Here is a 21,022-nt window from a genome sequence, read left to right as displayed (position 1 = left end):
GGCCTCGATCATCGTTTGGTCCACCTGGGAGCGCGGGCGTCTCGCCCGCCTCGCGAGCCAAAGGCCCGCGCTCCCAGGAACGGCTAACATGGATCAAACGATGATCGACGCCCGGAGATTTACGCACATCTCTCGCCTGAAAATGTCAGGGCAGCGGTTGCGATGCTCGATGTCCATGCGTCACGAGCTGGTCACGCTGATTTTCAAGGCGCTAGAAATCGAGCGTAACTGATTGAAATTTGGAGCCGATGGCCGGATTCGAACCGGCGACCTACGCATTACGAATGCGTTGATTCATAAAAAGAAACTTTCTATTCAACACGTTAGTGCATCCGCCCCGCGCTTTCGTGTCCCCAACGTGACGCAGTGTAACCCAACGTGACCGGAGCGCGTCACGTTTTCGTCACGCTATCAAAAACCGCTGCCGCCTTCAAGATTCCTCCTCGTCCGGCTCCGACCCGAGCGTCACCGGCTCGAACCCGCCGTCGCGCGTGGAGTACATCGCCGTGGCCCGATAAGCGCGGAAGCGATCGTTGATGCCGTCTGGGTCATCGGCCAGCGACAGTGGCCACAGCTCGCCAGGGTGATTAAGCGCGCGCGCGCGTCGGGCGATGGCGCCGAGATCGAAGGCAAACACCGGGTAGCCGCCGCGCAAGGCCAGCGACAGCGTATAGCTGTAGGTCTCCGGCCAGGTGTAGGGAAACCAGACGACGTGCGGCTTGATGGCGTCGAGCCTGGCCTCGGCCTCCTGATCCAGATAACGGCCCGTGATCCGCACCCCGGCCTTCGCCAAGGCTTCATCCTTGATGCTGTAGCCCAGTAAGTGATAATCGAGCGGTAGGCAACGCTGCCGTGCATCTCGGGCGCAGGCAAGCAGGACATCGTAGCCCTTGAGCTTGCCGATTGCACCAATGACGAGGATGCGCAGCGGTTCGTCGCCCGCCAGGCTCGGCGCCTGGATGGCCTGGATCGACGGAGCGATGTGCTCGTGCGGCAGAACGTTAAAAATCACATCGGGATAATAACGCCCAAGACGGGTTGCCACATCCGCATCCGGAACCCATATTTGACTGGATGACTTCAGCACCTGCTGATGGAGCGAGCGCCAATCGCGGATGCTGGTCGCACCGAAATCGTTGCCTTCGATGGCTAGACAACGATCACAATGTTCCTCGCTGGGTTCGCCGCAATAGCGCCCCCGTCGATCGGCCAGGTTGACGCGCGGGCAGATGACCTTGTAGTCATGGATGTCGACATCCAAGGGTGCGTCCAGCGCATGGGCTAGCGCCAGGATCCGCTGTGGCGCATCCGCCGTGAAATCGATCAGGCCATGACTGTGGACACGGCGAATCCGAAGCGCCCGGAACAGCCCCGCCAATGCTTCAGTATCGGCGAGGGCGTGCGTTGGCAGATTGAGCAGTTGGCGGCAGTCCGGATGACCCAGACGGACATGGGTCGGTCGGGCGCGGTCCGGGCGCAGGTAGAAAACTCCCTTGCCTTCCGCACGCAGTTGCCGCGTATCTTCCTGGACATGACGCTCGGCGCCGCCGCCGCGATTGTGGCAGACGATGAGCACGTTTTCGTCACCCGCCAGTGCCTTGAGGCGTTCCCAGTCGAGCCGCTGGCGTGCCCGTGCCAAGGGGTCGCGACGAATAAAGGCATCGACATCCCGATGGTAGGGAGGATAGCGTCGCGCCAGTAACTTCATGGCATTCGCCACCAACCGACCTTTCTCGCCCTGAAAAGAGGCGCCACCGATGTGGCGCACAAAGATGTCGGTTGCGATCAAGTTTTGCCAGCCGCCGCGGATGGCGCGCTGACAATAGTCGTTTTCCTCGCCATAACCGCGTCCAAAGGCTTCCGCGTCGAAGTGTCCCAGCGCGTTCAGGGCATCGCGGCGCAGATAAAGACAGAATCCGACCCCCGTGGGCGTCTCGACAGACTCTCCGGCATTCACGCGCGCCACCATGGCATCGAGAGTGGCGTAATCCGTTTCAAGCCGAAAAGGGTTGTCATGCAGAAAACGTGGATAGCTGCAAATCGTCGCGTTATTGGACAGCGGCGTTACCGTGGCGACTCGCGGGTACCGATAAGCCACGGCACGCAGCCGGTCGAGCCAATCGCCGTAGACCTCGGTATCGGCATTGATGAGCACCACATCCCGCCACGTATGAAGCCCCATCCCCTCGTTGGCGGTCGCGACGAAACCAAGGTTACGGGTGTGACGGCGCAAGTCGATCAGCCCCCGGGCGGACAGTTGCTCCAACTCCTCGACCAGCGCTTGATCGGGGCTGGCGTCCTCAATCACGGTCAGGACGAAAGGGGTTGCATTGCGCGCGGAGAGCAAGCTCAGCAGACAGCGCCGTGTCAGCTCATGATCCTTATAGGCTGGGACGATGACATCGACGAGCGGCTCCCGATCCAAGGGCGAAGGGGCAAACAGGGCCCAGGGATCGGCGACGACCAATGTCGCGGGATCATCGCCAGGTGTTGCGGTCCCGATGGCCTCGGACAAATGGCGCGTGGGGCGCTCGACGAACCTCCCCGATTGCAGATAATGAATGAGCGGGTTGATCCGTCCTTCACGCACGTCGGGGTTGGTGTGGAGATAGTAGGCGCCATCGAATTGCGGATTGGGCGAGCGCCCTTCCAGACCGCCCCTGCGCAAATAATGACGCAACGGCTCTTGATGGGAGCGCGCCACATCCTTGTTGTTGGCAAGGTAATAGCGCAGATCGAACCAAGCGCTCGGCGCGACCAGGCGATAACGCCCCACGTAGGCATAATGCAGCAAGGCATTGACGCTTTTGGTCCGACCCGAAACGCGGGCGCGATAGTAGCCGGGGTCGAACAGGGGCATGGGCCAACGGCCTTCCGGATCGCCATAGGCGACATAATGGCGCAGCGGCGGGATAGCGGACTGCGCCACATCGGGATTGTCGTCGAGATAATAGGTGCGATCAAACAGCTCCGTCTTCTTGATCAGGTGGATAAGGATGCCGCGATAGCGTTTGCGCAACCCCAGGGGGGGGGCGATGGAACCCAAGAGCCAGAGTCCCGACAGCAGCAGCTCGCCCTGCCGCGCCTTGAGACGGTCCCGCAGAAGGATCTTCACGCCTTGGCGTCCTGACGACTGTCGGTCAGCGCCTTGACAGTTTCCTCCACGATCTGTTGCGGCGCTAGCCGTTGCGGCGCTTCCCACGGCTCGTTTGGATCAGGCAGTGGATCATAAAACAGCCGACCGTCATCGCGCCCCAGGTATTCCCTGGCGATATATTCGTAATCGGCGGCGTTTTCCTCGATGAGCTGCAGGCGGCGCGCGGGAGAAAGGATGGATTGGCGGGGCTCGGTTACGGGCAACGACCGGGCGTGGTGGATCAGACGCGCACGAATATCCTGGGGAATTTTAGCCTTCTGAAATATCTCGATAAGACGCAAAGCGTGACGCGGAAGCGATTCGTTACGGCGTACCGAACGGATAGCAGAAATCAAGGGTATCTTGACAGTGTCCACACCCATGTCCGCTCCGATCGCATGTAATAGGTCCACGACGATATCGGGTTTGTTTTGATGCCATTCATAGGGGCGAACAATGAGATTCCGTTGGCCGAACACGGCGGACCATCGCTCAAGCAAACGGCGAAAGTTACCATATCCTGGGAGTTCATTTTTTCTAAATCGAACAAAGGCATCGAATCCGCTCCCCCAACGCGGGGACATCACTGTTTTGGCTGTCTGATTATAGAGCGATTCCCACCAAGTATCGTGACGACGCAGATAAACGAGGATACGTACCTCATCCTGATCGAAGAAATCCTTTACCGGCGCTATGTTGTTCGGGTTGACCAAATACTCTGAGCTTAAAAGGATAGCGGTCGGTGACGCAAGCTCAATTTCCAGATCGAGGGATTCACGAAATTTTCGAGACTTTTCTAAATAATCATTTTTCTTGGTTTGAGTTCCCGGCTTGGAGCATAAAAAATACATTAATGAATGATGCGCCGAATTGGCACAAGCCGTTATTGGGTAAAGCAAACGGAATTGCTTTGCCTTTTCTCTATTATGATTAAAAAAATACTGGACCGCACTGCTCCCAGCCTTATTAATACCAATATGCAAAAACACTTTAGCCATATATGAATTTTTAAAAAATGCTTGCCTAGGAACGGCTCACTAACAAGTTACACATCATCCTGAGCGCAACCGCCTGTTCAAGGGGCTTATGATTGACTTGACGTATAACTTATTTCTCACTCGTTACCTAGCAGTATCCAGCTTAGGATCTCAGGAATGGGATGCACCAGAAGGAAAGTCCTGTAACGACTAGAAATTAAATCTGTTGATTGCTTCCAGAAAAGTCACGGTTACTTTCCACAGACTCAAGGCATTGGGCCTGGACGCCTTCTCATGGAAGGCCCTCATACCTTGGCATCCCGCCAATCGCCAATCAGCGCCCTCACGGTTTCCTCCACGATTTGCGGCGGAGCGAGAGGTTTGAGCGGCTCCCAAGGTTCATCCGGATCTGGTAGTGGATCGTAAAACAATCGGCCATCCTCGCGCCCAAGATATTCCTTGGCGATGTACGCATAATCAGCGGCGTTTTCCTCAATGAGCTGCAAGCGGCGCAAGGGCGAAAGGATAGATTGACGCGACCCGGATGCAGGTAGCGATTTGGCATATCCGATCAGACGCACATGCATGTCCGTCGCAATTCTGGCACGCTGAAACATCTCCATCAGGTGCAACGCATGGGGCGAGAGCGATTCGTTACGGCGTTTTGAGCAGATAGCATCCAGTATGGCCGTGTCGCTAGTCTTCAAGCTCAAACCCATGTCGAGATCAATGGCTCGGAGAACATCGACCACGATATCGGGTTCATTTTGCTGCTGCTCGTAGGGTCGCACGATGAGATGCTCGCGACCAAAGACAGCGGCCCATCTGTCAAGCAAATGACGATAATTGATCCCCTGCGGGGCACGTTTCTTACGGAAGCGGATAAATCCTTCGATTCCCTGACCCCAGGGCGGCAAGCTCACTGCCTTGACCGCCTGGCTATAGGCGGCGGCCCACCAACTATCATGACGACGTAAATAGGCGAGGATGCGCACATCGTCTTTCCCGAAAAAGTCGCGGACAGGTTCGAGCGGAGTTCCAATGACAAAGTTCTCCGAGCTGAACATGATCGCGGATGGTGAAGTATCAGCAATTTCCCGATCAAGCGATTCGCGAATTGCTCGCCACTCGGCATCATCCGCGCGTTTCGCACAACGCTTGTGCTTGTTGAGATTGAAGCCAAGCAATCCGCTCAAAGCGTAATGCGCGGAACCGCTGCAGGCGGTCTCCGGATAGAGAAATCCATGCTCCCTCGCTTGTTCACGATTGTGACTAAAAAACGACTGAATCGCACTGGTTCCGGTCTTATTGGTACCGATATGTAGAAATATTCTAGCCATAGGTTCTTTAAAACATTCTCGCCCGGCAACACCGACGCATGATCTCAGGAAGAGGAGGCGCCAGAACGACACGCGCGTAGCTCGGCATCCAGCCGGTTGATTGCTTCCAGCGTGGCCACTGTCAATTGTTCCAATTGCGCGACATCGAGCCTCTCGACGACGGGCTTGGCGACAGGCCGTAGCAGGTATGGCTCCGCCTGCCACCAGCGCGGATCGTCCAGCATTGTTTCGCGCTGCTCGGACGACAGACGGTTCGCTAGCTGTTCGTTTTCGTGACGAAAAAACGCTAGAAGCTCCTCCACTTTGCGAGGGCCCAGGATCCATGGGGTGCCCCCAGCGTCCAGTTGAAGATGGCGCGCCAGCACGAAATCAATCGCCGAGTCATGCGGACCCGCGCGTAATTGGCGATTGTGCTGCAAAACGCGCAGCAGGATTCCGGGCAGACTTTGGTTAACGCGCGGCTGGGCGGGGACCTGAAAGCCGAGATAGTGCATGAAGTCCTGCACCACATCGCCGTCGATGAGACGCACATCAATCTTCTTGACCCATGGTTTAGCGGCCCATTGTCGCGCGAGCGCATCCCATTGCGCCATTCGCCGCTGACGGTTGATCCATTGGCCTGCCGGCAGTGCGGTCCAAGCCCCCCACTGCCACCAAGCCGAGTTTATCCATTCCAACTGGGGCCGTACATAAGCCAGCACTTCGACGTGAAAGGCGTCGTCGGCAAAGATGCAATCGTCGGTCAAACGTTGCGGATTCTGCCCCCATCCTTCACAAGAGAGGATCAAGGTATCGTACTTACGACTCAGGTCGTTTAACAGGCGACGAACCTGTTGTTTTTGATTTGGGGTAAAGGCGGAAATCGCATCACCTAGATGTGACGAACAATAGCCACGCGGAGAGCTTGCGGCATGCTCGATCAGTGGATCGCCACGCCAGAGCTTGCCGTCCGCGTGCAGCGCGAGATAGGCGCAACGCCCGTTGGTTGCCTTCTCAAAGGCAGGGCTACTTAAAAAAACCTGCAAGGCGCTGGAGCCACACTTAGACATCCCGACATGCAGAAGCACCTTGGTCGGGCTACTTCGTCTTCGTCCATGACGCATGTGACTTAACGCAGACTCTAGCCTACCAATCCGTCTGAAAAGCGGCTGCAACATTACCCCATCCATCGATTACATCATGCTGCGCGGCGCACCACTCCGCGCCGTGAGGCGGATGGGGCATGCGACAAAATTATCGAGTCTCTGCAACGCCGTGTGGCACTATTGCGCCGACGACGGTTAGCCCATCATGATAGCGCGATCCGTCACATTTGGGTGCCAAAAGCTGATCTAAAACAGGGTGAGCGCGTATAATTTTTTCTGAAATCAATAAAATCAAACAGTTAAGATGCGAGCTTCACAATACATATGAACTGTAACTTATTGATTTATAGGGGTACGCGCTCGCCCTGTGATCTAAAAAAACACCAACCCTTGCCCGTGCCCTTGAGATCCTGGCGATGGTCATGCCGCTCAATCATTTAAGCGTGGCGAGTTTGCGGTTGGCCGCGCTGATGAGCGATTGTCGCAAGGTACCGTCGCGGGCTAGGGCAAGGATCGCATCGCTCCAGGCTTTAGGGGCAAGCGGGACCACCCAACCATCGATACCGTGACGAACCATCTCTGTACAAGCCGAGCCTGGCGAATAGAGACCCACGGCGCCGGCGCGGGTAATATCGAAGAACTTGGTGCAGGATCGGGCGCGATTGAAGGGCCGATCCAGCAAGGGCGCCAGCCCCAGATGGCGCCCTGGCATGGCCGTGAAGGACTGATAGGCCGGCCACGACATGGGATGCACGACGGTGGTGCGCGGCAGTCGCCGATAGCGACGATAGACATCGCGCCCGCCGATGATCTCGAAGGTAAGTCGGGGCTCGGCGTCTAGGGCGGCCTCCAGCACGGGGTAGAGCCAGCGGATTTCGGCCTCGTGAGAGGCACTGCCGTGATAAAAAACGCGGGTGATGGCGTCGGTCTCTGGCGCGGGAAGTGGCATGGGCAGAATGAGCCGGGGCTGCCAGGTCGCGTATTTGTCGTGCAGATAGGGCATGGAGACCCAGAGATCGACCCCCTGATTTTGGAGCCACTGACGACGCCAGGTGGCCAGGCGCGCGAGCTTGAAGCGGTAGCGCCAGGGCATGCCTCGCGCGGCGACGCTGTCGAGCACATCGTCGTCCATGAAGAAGATGAGCTGCACCAGTCGCGAGCGGGTGTCTGCAATGAGCCTCGCCCAGCGCGGCGAGACATAGCGCACCAAAACGACGCTGGCACCGATCAGATCGGCGGGCCTGGGCGTCTGGTGAAAATCACAGCGGATAATCCGATGTCCGGCGGCGCGCAGCGCGGGCAGGACGAAATAATCGGTCGAGGGATTTGGACGCTCCTCGACCAGATAGACTGGCGGACGGCTGGGCACGCTTCCTCGATGGCATCGGCCTGTTTCTGATCAACTCGATCAGATTACTCGGCATTCGACATTAACTTCAACACGAAATCTTTCAGCGCAACCGTGGGAGCGGCTTACAGCCGCGACAGCAATGACCTAAAGGGAAATTACAACAAAGGGTCTTATCTTTCACCGAGGCGCAAGTCGCGATTGGGAGGCGCTCCCACGGAAGCTGTTCATATGATTGGGATTCTCTCGCCAGGCATCCTGAAGATTCCACATCTGGAGGCCCTATTGGGCGCGCCGCCGGTGACTGTGCCTCCTTTCCGGCACCCCTCGGATCTGACAGCAATCGCCGGCTGGGGCCACAAGCCGACCGCTAAGCGGGCGCGACGCTATGCCCTAGCCCATCATCTCCCCTATCTCGCGCTGGAAGACGGTTTTCTGCGCTCGGTCGGACTGGGTTCACAGGATCCGCCGCTCTCGCTCATCGTCGATGACCTCGGGATCTATTACGACGCAACCCAAGTATCGCGGCTGGAATCGCTGATCCCGAACACCCTGTCCACCACCGGGCTGGCGCGTGCAAGGGCGCTGCGATCGGCTTGGCGCGCGGCACGCGTCTCCAAGTACAACCATCTGCCCGAGGATCGCACCCCCCTGCCATCCCCAGCCGTACTGGTGGTGGATCAAACCTTCGGCGATCCAGCAATTGGCTATGGCCTGGCCGCCCCGGAGAGTTTCCAGCGGATGCTCGACGCCGCCCTCCGCGAGCATCCGGATGCGACCGTGCTCGTGAAGATTCACCCCGATGTCTTTGCCGGACTGAAGCGCGGTCATTTTGACCTGACAACGCTGGCCCGTCTGACGCGGGTGCGGGTGCTGGCACGGGATGTCCACCCCGTTTCGCTCTTGGAGCATGTCACGGCTGTCTATACGGTCACCTCGCAGATGGGATTCGAGGCATTGCTCTGGGGACGCCGGGTACGGACCTTTGGGATGCCCTTCTATGCCGGCTGGGGGCTGACGGAGGATGAACTCACCGCGCCCGCGCGCCGTTCGGCGGTCGATCTGGAGCAGCTGATCCATGCCACGCTCGTGGCTTATCCCCGCTATCTGGACCCCGAAACCGGCGAGCGCTGCGAGGTGGAGCGACTGCTCGATTGGATGGCCCTGCAGCGGCGCATGCGCGAGCGTTTCAGCGGACCAATCCGCGCGCCTGGTTTTTCGCCATGGAAGCGCCCCCTGGTGGTCGCTTTTCTACAGGGCAGTCAGGTCAGCTTCGCGCCCCACCGCCACGACGCCCCTAACGAGACACTCGCGGTCTGGGGCATGGCGGCGACACCGCCGGCAACACCGACGCTGCGACTGGAAGACGGCTTTCTACGTTCGGTCGGGTTAGGGGCGGATCTGATCCGGCCCCTGTCCTGGGTAGTGGATACGCGGGGGATGTATTACGACGCTACCCGGGCATCCGATTTAGAGGTCTTGCTGCAAACAGCGGTGTTCGACGCCCCACTGTTGGCGCGCGCCCAAACCTTGCGCGCGCGAATCGTGGCGGCGGGCTTGACCAAATATAACGTCGGCTCGGGCACCTGGCGGCGGCCGATGGGCGTGGATCGCGTGATTCTCGTGCCGGGCCAAGTGGAAATGGACGCCTCGATCCGCCGTGGAGCACCGGGGATCCGACGCAATCTGGATCTGTTAAAGGCCACCCGTGCGGCACACCCGACAGCCTATCTGATCTATAAACCGCATCCAGATGTGCTGGCCGGACTGCGATCACGCGGCGAAGGCGAGGCCGAGACCCGCGAGTGGTGCGACGCGCTGGTCACCGATGTGCCCATGGGCGCGCTGCTGGAACAGGTCGATGAGCTCCATGTACTCACCTCGCTGGCAGGGTTCGAGGCCCTACTGCGCGGCAAGACCGTGGTCTGTCACGGTCAGCCCTTCTATGCGGGCTGGGGCTTGACGATCGATCGCGAACCACCGACGCGGCGGACCCGCAAGCTATCCCTGGAGATGCTGGTGGCGGGCGCCCTGCTGCTCTACCCCACCTACGTGAGCCGCGCGACCGGGCGCTTTACAACCGCCGAACGGGCCTTGGATGAGTTGCTGGACTGGCGCGCGCGGGAGGCCGGCGCAAGGTTACCCTGGTGGCGCCAGCTGCTGCGGCCAATGCTGGGCTGGTGTGCCGCATGGCGCGATGGTATCGATCAAGGATGGCAGGGTGATTGACGGGAAAATCTCATGTCAGGCGCAATAACGAATAGAGCATCCATCGCTGACTGGCTCGTCGCGGCTGCCACGAGGGGAGCGGCTTGCAGCCGCGACGAACCGCCGGGAGAGATATGCGCTTTTTGGAAACCGCCTGAAGCCCTCAATCCTGATGATCACGGACGATGGCGACCAGCAACTGTGCGATGATGCCAGCCAGCGCGGCCAAAATGATGAAGACAACAATGTTGTAGAGCCGGCGCGGACGTGTGGGATACTCGGGCTCGGTCGGCGTTTGCAGAACGGACACCTGTTTGAGCGACCGCGCCGCCTCCACGCGGGTATCTTCCAGCGCGGCTAGCGCGCTGGAGTAAAGCTCGCTGGCGAATTCGGCCTGGAGCTTGAGCAGATCATACTCGGAGGACAAACGATTGAGGGCGTCGCCGCTGTTGCGTGCCAGTCGCGCCCGCTCGATCGCAATCTGCGCGCGCAACCCCTTTATTTCGCTTTCCAGGCGCATCATCTCCGGCGAACGTTCGCTCTGCGAAACACTGAGCGCCCCCTTGCGAGCCTCGCGCGTGGCCAGTTCGCCCTCCAGGGTGGACACCACCGAGTTAAGACTCTCCACCGTGCCGGTGGGCGAGACCAGCCCATGCGCGTTCTGATAGTCCAGCAGCGACTCGCCCGCCTCGACCATGCGCGCTCGCAGTGTCTCGACCTGAGCCTCGATGAAGCGCACCTGCTCCTCGGCCAGGCGATGACCCATGGCGTTCATGTGCTCCTCGCCCGCCTTGATCAACAGGGTCACGATGCCGCGGGCGGTCCCGGGATCGTAAGCCTGGGCGCTGATGCGCAACACCTGTGCATATTCATCGAGTTCCACCGACACGCGCTTGAGATAATAGAGATAAAAATCCTCGGTAGACACATCGGGCGCGGTCAGCCGCGAGAGGATGTCGATGGACGAACTGGCGTAGTGGGCGCGCAAATCCAGCTCCGCGTCGAGCCGCTGGAGCATATCGGTTGACAGCATGAAGTCGCGCAGAATCAGCAAGTCGTTGCCGGTCGGCCCCGAGAGGATGGCGGAAAGACCAGCGTGCGATTGTGCGATCTGCGCGCTGAGCAGGACCACATTGGAACGCGAGACATAGCGATCCGTGGCGATGAGCGACCAGTACAGGATAGCGCCCAGAATCGCCGCCAGCACGAGACCCCACGTCGGGGCAATGCGCGGAATCTTCATCTAGCCCGCCTTCCTGAGCGGTGGCTTCTTGACGCTCTCGCCATAAGCCTTCAGTGCCTCGGCGATGTCGTCGAACCAGATTGCCTCGCCATTGCGCAGCCAGACGCCGGCCTGGCAGAGATCGCGCAGAATCCCTTCGCTGTGCGAAACCATGATGATACTCGCCTTGCCGACGCGATCATTGAAGGCGCGCTTGGCCTTGGCCTTGAAGGACGCATCGCCGGTGGCGGTGGCCTCGTCGGAGAGGTAGAGATCGAAATCGAAGGCGAGCGACAACCCGAAGGCGAGCCGGCTGCGCATGCCGCTGGAATAGGTCTTGATGGGCTCGTCGAAGGCCTTGCCGATCTCGGCGAAATCCTGGACGAAGGCAATAACCTCGTCGATCCGGCGCGTGTTGCCATGAATGCGGGCGACGAATTTGACATTCTGGCGGCCCGTCATCGTGCCTTGAAAGCCGCCCGCCAGGCCGATGGGCCAGGAGACGCGACAGTTGCGCACGATCTTGCCGCGATCCGGATAATCCATACCACCAATCAGCCGCAGCAGCGTCGATTTACCCACGCCGTTGCCGCCGATCAAGCCGAGGCTGAGACCTTTCGGGAGGCGGAAATCCACTCCACGCAAGACCCACCCAGTACTCTGATGGTTGTGAGTGTGGTAGCGCTTATAGACCTTGTTGACTTCAATCATTTCGCTTTCAAACGCGCTGCGAACCGCAGATGCAAGGCCAACCCGAGGGCGAGCAGGGCCAGGTTCCAATGCCACAGATACTCGAAACTGACGCCCTGCACCGCGGTATAACCGGTAAAAAAGTCCGCGCGCAGTAGCTCCAAGCCGTGCAGAACGGGGTTGTAGAGTAGATACCGCTGAAACGCATGTGGAATGCTCTGAATCGGGAAGATAGCGCCGGACATGATGAACATGGGCAGCATCAGCATCTTGATCACATGCCCGATATCCGGCACGAGCCGGGCACCGACCGAGACAACCAGGCCGCCCCCGAGCCCCAGGAGCCACATCGAAAGCCAGACAAGCATGGCTCCCAGCGGATCGGCTGGCAGCATGTCGTAGTCCAGCAAGGTGCTCATCGCCATCAAGATCATCAGCACCGTGGTTTTCAACAAGCCTTCCAGCGCGGAACGAACCAGCACCGGATCGATGGGCTTGACCTGCCGGTAGGCAAAGAGCGCCTGGTTGGCCTCGATCGCGTTTATGGCACGGATAACGCTCTCGCGGAACAAAAAAAAGGCCGTGATACCGACGATCAACCAGGGGATGTAGTCGGCACCGATGATCCCACCCGTGCGCCCTATCAGGCTGCGAATGCCCACCATGATGACGATAAAGGCCACCGGCTCACCCAGCATCCAGAACCAGCCCAGCCGGTCGCCGGTGGTGCGGGCCAGCACCTCGCGCATGAAGAGCGCGTGCCAGACGCTCCAAGTCACCTGCCAGTGTGAGCGCATGTCAGGCAGACCCCGCCGGGTCCGGACCTTGGCTTGGCGGGCCTTTCATGCTCATTGCAGTGCGGTGTAGGCACCGATATAGAGCACTGTCCGCGTGGTCACGGCCAGGTTGAACAAGATATCGGTCAGTGTCTTAGCCAACTCCAGACTCTTGAAAGGAATTTTCGGCAAGACCAGAATCTCGTCGCCGGGGCGCATGCGTGTACCGCTAGCCGCAACGACCTCGCCGCTTTGGCGTGCCAGCAGAATCATGCTGGTATTGGCGCGGTCCGTGAAACCACCAGCACGGTCGATGTAATCCTCCACGGTCTGCCCACGACGATAGACCATGGCCTGAGGGACCAAGACCTCACCGCTGACGAAGATCGAATCGGAACGGGCTGGAATGGTGATGATGTCGCCATCCTGAAGCCCGATATTGCGGACGACGCCAGCCTCGGCGACCACCAGTCGCCCGGTCGGCTGGAGTTGACGCGCGCGCTTGACGAAGTCCTGGATCAGCGTCGCCTCGGAGACGCGGATCTTGGCCTCCTCCACGGTCTGCGAAGAAGCACCCAGGTAGGCCGTTTCGAGCCGACGGAGACTGTCCTCCAACGAATCGCGCTGACGCTGCGCCACCCCTCGGCGCCGGATCGAGACACTCTCGACATCGGCCAGCTCGGGATTGACCTGGACGCTGTCGAGCAGCTCGTTCAGGCGGGCGTCGCGCGGGATGGTAAAGCGCGAGGGTCCCTCGAAACTCCCCTCCAGTTCGACCAGGATGGTGTCGTAACGCTGATCGGCCGCGAACAGAAGCTCATCGCCGTCGGTCAGACGCTGCTGGCGCAGGTCGCTCATCGTGATGTACTGCGAGAATGGCCCCGTATCACGCACCCCGCTCAGGAGCGCGCGTGTAACCCCTGGTTTCAACAGCACCCATTGCAGCACGTCGTCGACCGATTGGGTGATGCCGCTCAGTTCGTAGCGATGCGCCTGTGCTACATCGCCGGAGACATTCACCATCGCCCCGCGCTGCCCGACCACGATGGTATCCCCTTCCTCGAATTGCGGCTGCGGCAGGATGCCGGAGAGCAGGAAGGGATAGAGATCGACCTGTGCGATCGAGCGACCCTTGCGAAGCACCCGAATGTCCCGAAAACTCCCCGCCTCCAGATTGATCCCGCCAGCCTGGTCAAGAAAATTCAGCACCGAATCGCTCGGGGTGCCGGCATAACGCCCTGGCGTATTGACATAACCGGTGACAAAGACGGCGACCGGTTGCACCCCTTGCAGATTGGTGTAGACAGAGACGTTGTCCGTAAAGACATCACCAATCGCCGCGGTGACCCGAGCATTCAATTCGGATGAAGAAATCCCCTGCACCTGGACCGGCCCGACCTGTGGAATGAAGATGTTGCCCTGGGCGTCGACCGGCAGCGCGCGGTCCATTTCCAGCGCCCCCCAGGCACGCACCGTGACCTGATCACCCGGCATGACACGGTAACTGGGATTGAGCCCGGCGGCCCGCACACCACGGAAGCCACCCTCGAACAGATTGGCGCCAAAGGGCTTTATGGACGCTATGAGCGAAGAACCGAGGTTAATCGGGCCATAGGTTCCGGGACGCGGGCTCATGCTGGGCGGGTTTTCGAGGTTATCGAGCGTCGCCTTGACCGCCTGATCCGCGGGGACATCGACCCGGGCATTGATCCCTTGTGCGGCCACGAGCGGACTCAGGATGGCTCCCGTCAGGAGGGTACAGAGTAGCCATGGCAGGATGTGCGAGTTCATTGAGACCCCCAAGTCTGCGTGCTCACGGCCCCAGCGCTCAACACTGGCCGCCCATCGACCTGCAGCAACCGCACGGTCCCCCATTTGCCCTTGGAACTCTGACAGGCCAAGGCCGGAAATGCCTGGCCCTCCGGATCAATGGTTAGACGACGACAATTGATGCCGCTCGCCGCGGCATATTTTTCGTGCAGCAAGACATGTCGATCCGAACCCCAAGGGCTCTTGGGCAGCCAGATGAGGGTTTCCGCGGGCTCGCGTGACAGCAGCAACTGAAAATCGACGATCTGCTCGGAAGCGGTCCCGTCGTTTACGCCGAATGGCGTGCTCGGCCAACCCGCGCAACCGGCCATGAACAGGATGCAAGGCATCACGACGAGCCATTGAAGACAACGCCAGCATCCGTGATGCCAGACCCAAGTCCCTGGCCTAGTCTTGTTGCCCAATGTTGCACTCATATCGACGTCAGCGCGGACAGGCGGAACGTCGCCCCCCACTTGCGCCGAGGAGATGGACGGCCAAGAGTGGTCCATTCGACTCGCTGGAACGACGACCGATGCCGCCCGCGCAAAGGCAGGCCACCAATTTGTCTAGTAACAAACACTCAAAATGATCCGCTAAACTACCAATGCTCAAATCCAAGGCCGACCCTGATGCAGTCGCTCATGGTAGCAACAAACGATGACTCGGACCAGGTTGAGAGTAAACCGCAGGGCGAGCGCGTATAAATATTCAGCCGAACACCACCTTGGCGCGGTCGTCGTCGTTCCACGCGGCCTTGCGGCGCTTCTTGGCCAAGCGGATCGCCGACCCCTCCTGATCGAACCGGTTCATACTCAGGTGGCGCACCGAGGTCAGGATGGCGGGGGCCTGACCCTTGCGGATCCGGCTCGCATCGTCACCGAAGATCACGTCCAGGCGCCAGTGCAGACGGTTCTCCACGCCCCGGTGCTCGCGCACGGCGCGGGCGAAACGGGCGGCATCGGCGGGAATCGAGTTGATAAAGTAACGGCGCTCAAGACTTTCCTTGCCGTCGCTGACACCGGTGCGTTCGACCATCCCGATGCGGCGCAAGCCGGCCCACCGGGCGGGATCGGGAAGTGTGCGCAGATCCTCGGTGATCCAGTAGCGACGCACCTCCATCCGCCCATGATCTTTGTCCAACTTTTCGATGAAGTCGGCCTGGACGTGAGCAAAATCAGCCTGTTGTGCGACCGTCCAGTCATCCTCAACCGCTTCCTGCAGGGCACTCTGGTTGCCCTTCAATCCCAGCACGTCATCGGCGCCTTGGGCGACGATCTGGGCGGCGATCGCGGTTTGGCAGCCCATGGCATCAATGGTCACCAAACATCCTCTCAACTCAAGCAATTCCAACAACTTGGGGATGGCGGTGATCTCATTGGACTTCTCGCTGGTCGCCACTTGGCTCAACACGAGGCGGTTGGTACACGCCCAGGCACTGACCCTGTGCAAGGGCTGACGCCCCCGCCGACGGTCACGCGAGCCGCGAGCCGTCTTCCCATCGACGGCGATGACTTCCCCGTCGGTGACCTCGGCCACCGACTGCGTCCAACTCAACAAACACGCCTGAAATCCCTTCGGGGAGAGACGCGCGATCACGTTGGCAAGACAGTCATCGGAGGGCACGCCATTGTCAAACGGCGCAAACTGACGCAACCAATCCAGCTTTTCACGTCCGAAATCCTCGATCGCCTCCCAGCCGTCCGCCCCACTGACGACCGCGCAAATCGTCAACAGCACAAGATCGGCCAGGGCATGCCGCTTGTTACGCTCGATCCGAGGGTCTTCCGGACGTGAAATGCTCAAGAATGGTCGCTGACATGAGAAACTCCAACTGTCGTTTCTCGCGAGCATCCGTCAACTACCCGAAAAACGGAATGTTTAAGCGCGCTCGCCCTGGAGTAAACCGCTTATGACGTGCAACGCCGACTCGGATCGCGTCGCGTGGGCGACTGATTCAACGCGCACAGCCATGACACAATCCCCGTGGCCGGACCGCCTCTCGAGCAACGAATGTTGTTTTCGAATAACCGGATTCGCCTAAATGGGTACTTCGCGATTATCATCGGCGCGCGAAACCAGTGCATGACGTACCAATCCATTATCACGCCCCATGCTTGAAGGGGCTTGCCCCGGTATCCATTGATGAAGGAATTTCTAACTGGCCTCGCTCTATCGCTAATACTGCTACCACTAGCCTTCTTAGGCTTGATCCTCTTAGTTTTTTTTGGCTTTTCAGGGCGGATCGGGCGGGTACGCGCGGGGGTACGGGCACTAGATCATTTCGTCAATGCGTCCGTGTTCAACGGTTATTCCTGGGAGTCGATCTCTTCGCACGCCTGGCGCGAACGCGAAAATAAACGCTGGGCGCGGATCGTAATCCGTTTCGCGGATCTGTTTCAACGCAATCATTGTCAACGCGCCAATAAACGCGAGCAACATGTGGTTGACCTGGTGCTCAAGAAAAAACTGCATGACCAGACCATTGGTAGAAAGAAATCCCCTCCAACGCTCACCGTCCCATCCTTGAGCAATAGCGTCGAAAAGCTACATTAACCTTGGAACCGCTTGAACGCGATGCGGATGAGGGTGAGGGTGAGGGTGCCCCACCAGGCACTCAGAGCTCCGATCCAGCCTGAGCGACGCAAAGATCATCGTATGCATGACGAGTTCCCCCTTGCACCAAAATAGGATCCCGCTTGGGCAAGACGCGTGGCACCGGATCAACCTCCCAGGCCAGGCCAGGCGGCCAGGCAACGCCGGTCCGGTTTGATAACGCGCTCAGACGACGATAGAAATTGCCATTCGCCTGATTCCGAGCAAGCAGCCAGCCACGAAACCGCCAGAAAAGCTCTCGATCGATCTGGCCGGGATCTATCCAAAACGAATCCAGGCTGCCTTGAAAGGTCAAACCCGGCATATGATAGATCGGATCCCCCATCACACATACAGGCGTATCGTGCAGCAGTGAGGACAGCCCCACGGTGCTGTTGATGACGATAGTCCCCAAGGCGTTGTCGAGCAGGGTTGGAAGATGCACGTCGTGAACATAGATGACCCGTTCTTCCAGGCCATATTTCGCCGTCATGCGCCTCAGAAACTGGCTATAGTCGCGATAACCGCGGTCAAGCGGATGATGCTTGAAGACCAGCCAATGTGCCGACGCCGCGCTCCGAGCAAAGGAGGCAAGGACGCCCTCGATGAATTCCTCGATCGAGGCATAATCGGAGTGGACGCTGATCTGTGCATCGTTATGCGTTTGCAGCGGAACCAGGAAGAACTGGCCAGCGAGCGCGCCGAATAGCCGCTGGGCCGTTGCCGCCTCGCGATGACGGAACCAGAGCTTACGCCATCCGGAGCGGATCCAGTAAAATGACTGGCTGAGCGGTGCGAGCGAGCGGTGATGCTGATAATGTGGATAGCGCCAGCCAAAGAGCGCGTTGGCGAGCGCGTAGGTCACAGCGAAGAACGCCGCCCGCGAGAAGACATGAGTAACCGAAAGTGGCTTGCTTCGCGAGATCGGATGCGGACTCCACGCTCGATAGAAAGCGGGATCGTGAGACAGCGATGAAAAGTTGTTCGCTCCACCCTGCTCAATGGTGATGAAATCGGGGCGAATATAGCCTTCCTCGAAGACGTAGAGCCTGACGGAACGCCAGCGCACGACCTGCGGAACGACGATGTGATAGTGGCGACAGTCACCGAAGAGAAAGACGACGCCGATATCATGTCGAGCAATGAAATTGCCGAGAAAATTTGGCCATTCCTCAAGTGTCCCGCGAAAGTCGACCGCTCCCTTGGGATAATAGAAACGATCTCCGGCACAGAAGTTGATCTTAAAAACCTCGACGCCCGCCGCCTCCAGCTCTATTCGCAAGCGTGTGAAAAACAATCCCATCGGACCCTGCAGCAACAGCACCCTTTTTCCCGCAAACGCAGACAGCACGGATAGTCTCTCCCTCTGGATCGCTGGATCGCTGGATCGCTGGATCGAGTGTCACCAGGCATACGGAACGTCACTCACGCGGATCGATCAACGATGCAACTGAAGGCCAACCTATCATCACGGTTGATCATCACATGCCGCCCAATGGCATGGCACCAGGAACCAACGCTTGCATGATCAAGCCCTTTGGAAGCGATGTTCTCTCGCGATACGCCATGTCCAAGTAAATCGCTCCGACCGCCTCAAAAAAGAACGCCCGCGGCATGCCGAGGGCGTTCAAGGTCAAGCGTTGGTGAGGTGAATGATTGAGTTCGCTCTCGCTCACCGAGTCTTGCTATCAGGCAATCAGCAGGTTACCACCATCCACCAAGCCCTGAACCAAGCCCGTCAGCGAAGCGCCGGTAATGGTCACCGCATTACCATCGAGTCCACCGTTACCCTCGTAAAGCGCCTTGAGATCTGCCGCGCCCGTCGCGCTCTCTTGAATGAAGTCCATAAAGGTGACGGCTTCACCATTGATGAGATTGACAGTCATATCGAAGAAGTCGAGATCTGTCTTGTATTGGTAGCCAGTGACGCCGAAGTCGGTCGCCTTGAAATCCCATCCCAGGGTAATGTCAGTGATCTGCGCAGCCAAGTTCGCAGCCGTCGATCCACCGACATTGGTGAAGCTGATGACATCGGCCTCCGTCGTCACCGGATCTCCCAAGACCATGCCCAGAACGACGTCTTTGCCAATCGAACCGAGACCAAAATTGACCCTGTCGGATCCGAAATCCGAGGCGTTGGCACCTCCATCGGTCGCCTGCTTGGCATAGGGCGACAAACCGATGGAACCGAGGTTGATGATGTCATCACCGGTGTTACCCGTGATGATGTCGTCGCCACCGCCGCCGACGATCATGTCACTACTCGCCCCGCCATTGAGGGCATCATTGCCCGCGCCACCGTTGAGGGCATCATTGCCCGCGCCGCCGTCGAGGGTGTCACTGCCAACGCCGCCGTTGAGGGCATCATTGCCCGCGCCGCCGTCGAGGGTGTCATGGCCGGCTCCTCCAGCCAACGTATCATTTCCGCTGCCGCCGGTCACCGTGACCGCCGTCGTGCCCGCGATGGAAACACTGACACCTCCCGTATTCAGGGCGGCATCGACAGTAGTTAAACTCGCGTCAGCATGCAGAGCCACATGACTGCTACCGGAGATGCTGATCGTCTCAACGCCGGCGGTGTCAGATAGATTGAGAGTCGCGCTGCCGGCGCTGCCTGAAACGCCATTCGCCACGATCACCATGTTTTCGACATTCATCATATTAGGTGTGATGAAGTTCGGCACTGCATTTCCATCAATGGCGATATTGATGGTATCGGTGCCAGCGGCACCGTCGATCGTATCTGCCGAGGTCAGCGTATGAGAAAGACCAGACGCGGTCGGATCCGCGACAATAACGTCGTTCGCAACGGTTCCAAGGATGGTGTCGACACCGTCGGTCAGCGCGTAACCAATGAGCGTGGCAAGTGCAACCTCTGCGGTATCGAGGGCGGCTTGGATAGCCGCCGAGGTGGAATTCTCCGTGATGCCAGCGGTCAGGTCAGCGGCGATCTCCTGGAACGCATCCTGCTCTGGTTGCGTCATATCAAGATAACCGAAGCCACTGTTGGCCTTCTGGAAATCATAAAATTGGTCGCTGGCATCGATCCAATTGATGTAGAGCTGCTGGACGGTCTCTTCGTTAACAGGGTTGGCCCACATGCCGTCGATCATTTGCATGACCAAAGTGCCGGCGTTCGCGCTATTGTAATCGGTCACGCTTTGCCGGGCCATTTCCCCTTGCCAGTAGGCAAAGCCAGCGGCGTCGGGGGTAGCGACCTTAAAGATATTGGTATAGAGCGCGGTGAGGAAGGCGTCGCCCTGCAATGGGACGCCATCGCTACTATAGCGAGCCTGGATGAGTGGCGCATCAAAAAACGAGTTGGTGAGATCGACGTAACTCCAACCATCGTCGTCGATCCTAGCGGTCCAGTAGTCGGCGCCATCGGCATCGGCGGCGGCCCCCCAGAGGCCACAATAAATTTCGAGAACCTGCTCGTGCGTCCCATAGCTGATTGGTCTAGCCATAACGTATATACCTCTATCAAATGGTTTTTAGAGTCAGGGTCTAGTTGTGAGATGTCTGTGCCGCTGAACACAGAGAGATCGAGCACAATAAGGCCTTCACCACTGTTGTTGTTGAGCGCCAAAACGGCTTTTAGTTTATCCCACATTGATCTTGCATTTCAATGCCGAATTAGCCAGCAGTCAGGGCGAGCGCGTTTAAATTCTCAGCCGAACACGACCTTGGCGTGATCGTCGTCATTCCACGCGGCCTTGCGGCGCTTCTTGGCCAAGCTGATCGCCGACCCCTCCTGATCGAACAGGTTCATGCTCAGGTGGCGCACCGAGGTCATGATGGCGGGGGCCTGGCCCTTGCGGATGCGGCTGGCATCG

16 protein-coding genes and 1 tRNA gene are annotated in these 21,022 nt (G+C 58.9%); 3 read left to right on the top strand and 14 right to left on the bottom strand.

Annotation, left to right across the window (positions count from 1 at the left end):
- The coding region (locus QZY07_RS01000; RefSeq protein ID WP_295399097.1) for a hypothetical protein at positions 1-232 on the top strand (232 nt) is incomplete at its 5' end.
- Positions 233-240: 8 nt separating this feature from the next.
- On the opposite strand, the gene QZY07_RS00995 is transcribed toward QZY07_RS01000, so the two are convergent.
- The 6 genes from QZY07_RS00995 to QZY07_RS00970 all read right to left on the bottom strand — a co-directional run bounded on the left by QZY07_RS00995 (position 241) and on the right by QZY07_RS00970 (position 7,907).
- Positions 241-336, bottom strand: a tRNA-Thr gene (locus QZY07_RS00995).
- A 94-nt stretch (positions 337-430) separates the two neighbouring features.
- Positions 431-3,115, bottom strand: coding sequence for a glycosyltransferase (locus QZY07_RS00990; protein ID WP_295399095.1), 2,685 nt, complete (start codon positions 3,113-3,115; stop codon positions 431-433).
- Positions 3,112-4,134, bottom strand: a complete 1,023-nt coding sequence (locus QZY07_RS00985) for a hypothetical protein (protein WP_295399093.1) — start codon at positions 4,132-4,134, stop codon at positions 3,112-3,114. Before QZY07_RS00985 ends, QZY07_RS00990 begins: the two co-directional genes overlap by 4 nt.
- Positions 4,135-4,418: 284 nt before the next feature.
- Positions 4,419-5,525, bottom strand: coding sequence for a hypothetical protein (locus QZY07_RS00980; RefSeq protein WP_295399091.1), 1,107 nt, complete (start codon positions 5,523-5,525; stop codon positions 4,419-4,421).
- Positions 5,498-6,478, bottom strand: a complete 981-nt coding sequence (locus QZY07_RS00975; RefSeq protein WP_295399089.1) for a hypothetical protein — start codon at positions 6,476-6,478, stop codon at positions 5,498-5,500. Before QZY07_RS00975 ends, QZY07_RS00980 begins: the two co-directional genes overlap by 28 nt.
- Before the next feature lie 493 nt (positions 6,479-6,971).
- Entirely contained in the window at positions 6,972-7,907 is a 936-nt protein-coding gene (locus QZY07_RS00970) for a glycosyltransferase family 1 protein (protein WP_295399087.1), read from the bottom strand.
- 210 nt (positions 7,908-8,117) lie between these two features.
- Between QZY07_RS00970 and QZY07_RS00965 the strand changes: the two genes are divergently transcribed.
- Positions 8,118-10,115 (top strand): capsular polysaccharide biosynthesis protein, encoded by a 1,998-nt coding sequence (locus QZY07_RS00965; RefSeq protein ID WP_295399085.1) that lies wholly within the window; start codon positions 8,118-8,120, stop codon positions 10,113-10,115.
- 142 nt (positions 10,116-10,257) lie between these two features.
- Here QZY07_RS00965 and QZY07_RS00960 read toward each other — a convergent pair whose 3' ends face one another.
- The 6 genes from QZY07_RS00960 to QZY07_RS00935 all read right to left on the bottom strand — a co-directional run bounded on the left by QZY07_RS00960 (position 10,258) and on the right by QZY07_RS00935 (position 16,397).
- Entirely contained in the window at positions 10,258-11,337 is a 1,080-nt protein-coding gene (locus QZY07_RS00960; RefSeq protein WP_295399083.1) for a chain-length determining protein, read from the bottom strand.
- Entirely contained in the window at positions 11,338-12,027 is a 690-nt protein-coding gene (locus QZY07_RS00955) for an ABC transporter ATP-binding protein (protein ID WP_295399081.1), read from the bottom strand.
- Positions 12,024-12,803 carry an ABC transporter permease gene (locus QZY07_RS00950; protein ID WP_295399079.1) on the bottom strand — a complete coding sequence of 260 codons (780 nt, stop codon included), beginning with the start codon at positions 12,801-12,803 and terminating at the stop codon, positions 12,024-12,026. Before QZY07_RS00950 ends, QZY07_RS00955 begins: the two co-directional genes overlap by 4 nt.
- A 51-nt stretch (positions 12,804-12,854) precedes the next feature.
- Complete coding sequence (locus QZY07_RS00945; RefSeq protein ID WP_295399077.1) at positions 12,855-14,573, bottom strand: polysaccharide biosynthesis/export family protein; 1,719 nt, start codon at positions 14,571-14,573, stop codon at positions 12,855-12,857.
- A complete protein-coding gene (locus QZY07_RS00940; protein ID WP_295399075.1) occupies positions 14,570-14,941 on the bottom strand; it encodes a DVU3141 family protein in 372 nt (123 codons plus the stop codon). Before QZY07_RS00940 ends, QZY07_RS00945 begins: the two co-directional genes overlap by 4 nt.
- A gap of 361 nt (positions 14,942-15,302) precedes the next feature.
- Positions 15,303-16,397, bottom strand: coding sequence for an ISAs1 family transposase (locus tag QZY07_RS00935; protein WP_295399073.1), 1,095 nt, complete (start codon positions 16,395-16,397; stop codon positions 15,303-15,305).
- Positions 16,398-16,736: 339 nt separating this feature from the next.
- Here QZY07_RS00935 and QZY07_RS00930 point away from each other — a divergent pair, with 339 nt between their 5' ends.
- Complete coding sequence (locus QZY07_RS00930) at positions 16,737-17,147, top strand: hypothetical protein (protein WP_295399071.1); 411 nt, start codon at positions 16,737-16,739, stop codon at positions 17,145-17,147.
- 61 nt (positions 17,148-17,208) lie between these two features.
- On the opposite strand, the gene QZY07_RS00925 is transcribed toward QZY07_RS00930, so the two are convergent.
- Complete coding sequence (locus tag QZY07_RS00925; RefSeq protein WP_295399069.1) at positions 17,209-18,537, bottom strand: capsular biosynthesis protein; 1,329 nt, start codon at positions 18,535-18,537, stop codon at positions 17,209-17,211.
- A 337-nt stretch (positions 18,538-18,874) separates the two neighbouring features.
- Complete coding sequence (locus QZY07_RS00920) at positions 18,875-20,653, bottom strand: calcium-binding protein (RefSeq protein WP_295399067.1); 1,779 nt, start codon at positions 20,651-20,653, stop codon at positions 18,875-18,877.
- Between the last annotated feature and the right edge of the window lie 369 nt (positions 20,654-21,022).

The organism is uncultured Thiocystis sp., assembly GCF_903866365.1.
In the GTDB taxonomy this organism is placed as follows: domain Bacteria; phylum Pseudomonadota; class Gammaproteobacteria; order Chromatiales; family Chromatiaceae; genus Chromatium.
This window is presented reverse-complemented; position numbering and strand designations above follow the sequence as displayed.

Bases quoted from the DNA above. Each gene is read 5' to 3' on its own strand.
- QZY07_RS00985 (WP_295399093.1), bottom strand. From the start codon at position 4,134: ATGGCTAAAGTGTTTTTGCATATTGGTATTAATAAGGCTGGGAGCAGT.
- QZY07_RS00965 (WP_295399085.1), top strand. From the start codon at position 8,118: ATGATTGGGATTCTCTCGCCAGGCATCCTGAAGATTCCACATCTGGAG.
- QZY07_RS00960 (WP_295399083.1), bottom strand. From the start codon at position 11,337: ATGAAGATTCCGCGCATTGCCCCGACGTGGGGTCTCGTGCTGGCGGCG.
- QZY07_RS00955 (WP_295399081.1), bottom strand. From the start codon at position 12,027: ATGATTGAAGTCAACAAGGTCTATAAGCGCTACCACACTCACAACCAT.
- QZY07_RS00950 (WP_295399079.1), bottom strand. From the start codon at position 12,803: ATGCGCTCACACTGGCAGGTGACTTGGAGCGTCTGGCACGCGCTCTTC.
- QZY07_RS00945 (WP_295399077.1), bottom strand. From the start codon at position 14,573: ATGAACTCGCACATCCTGCCATGGCTACTCTGTACCCTCCTGACGGGA.
- QZY07_RS00940 (WP_295399075.1), bottom strand. From the start codon at position 14,941: ATGCCTTGCATCCTGTTCATGGCCGGTTGCGCGGGTTGGCCGAGCACG.
- QZY07_RS00930 (WP_295399071.1), top strand. From the start codon at position 16,737: ATGAAGGAATTTCTAACTGGCCTCGCTCTATCGCTAATACTGCTACCA.
- QZY07_RS00920 (WP_295399067.1), bottom strand. From the start codon at position 20,653: ATGGCTAGACCAATCAGCTATGGGACGCACGAGCAGGTTCTCGAAATT.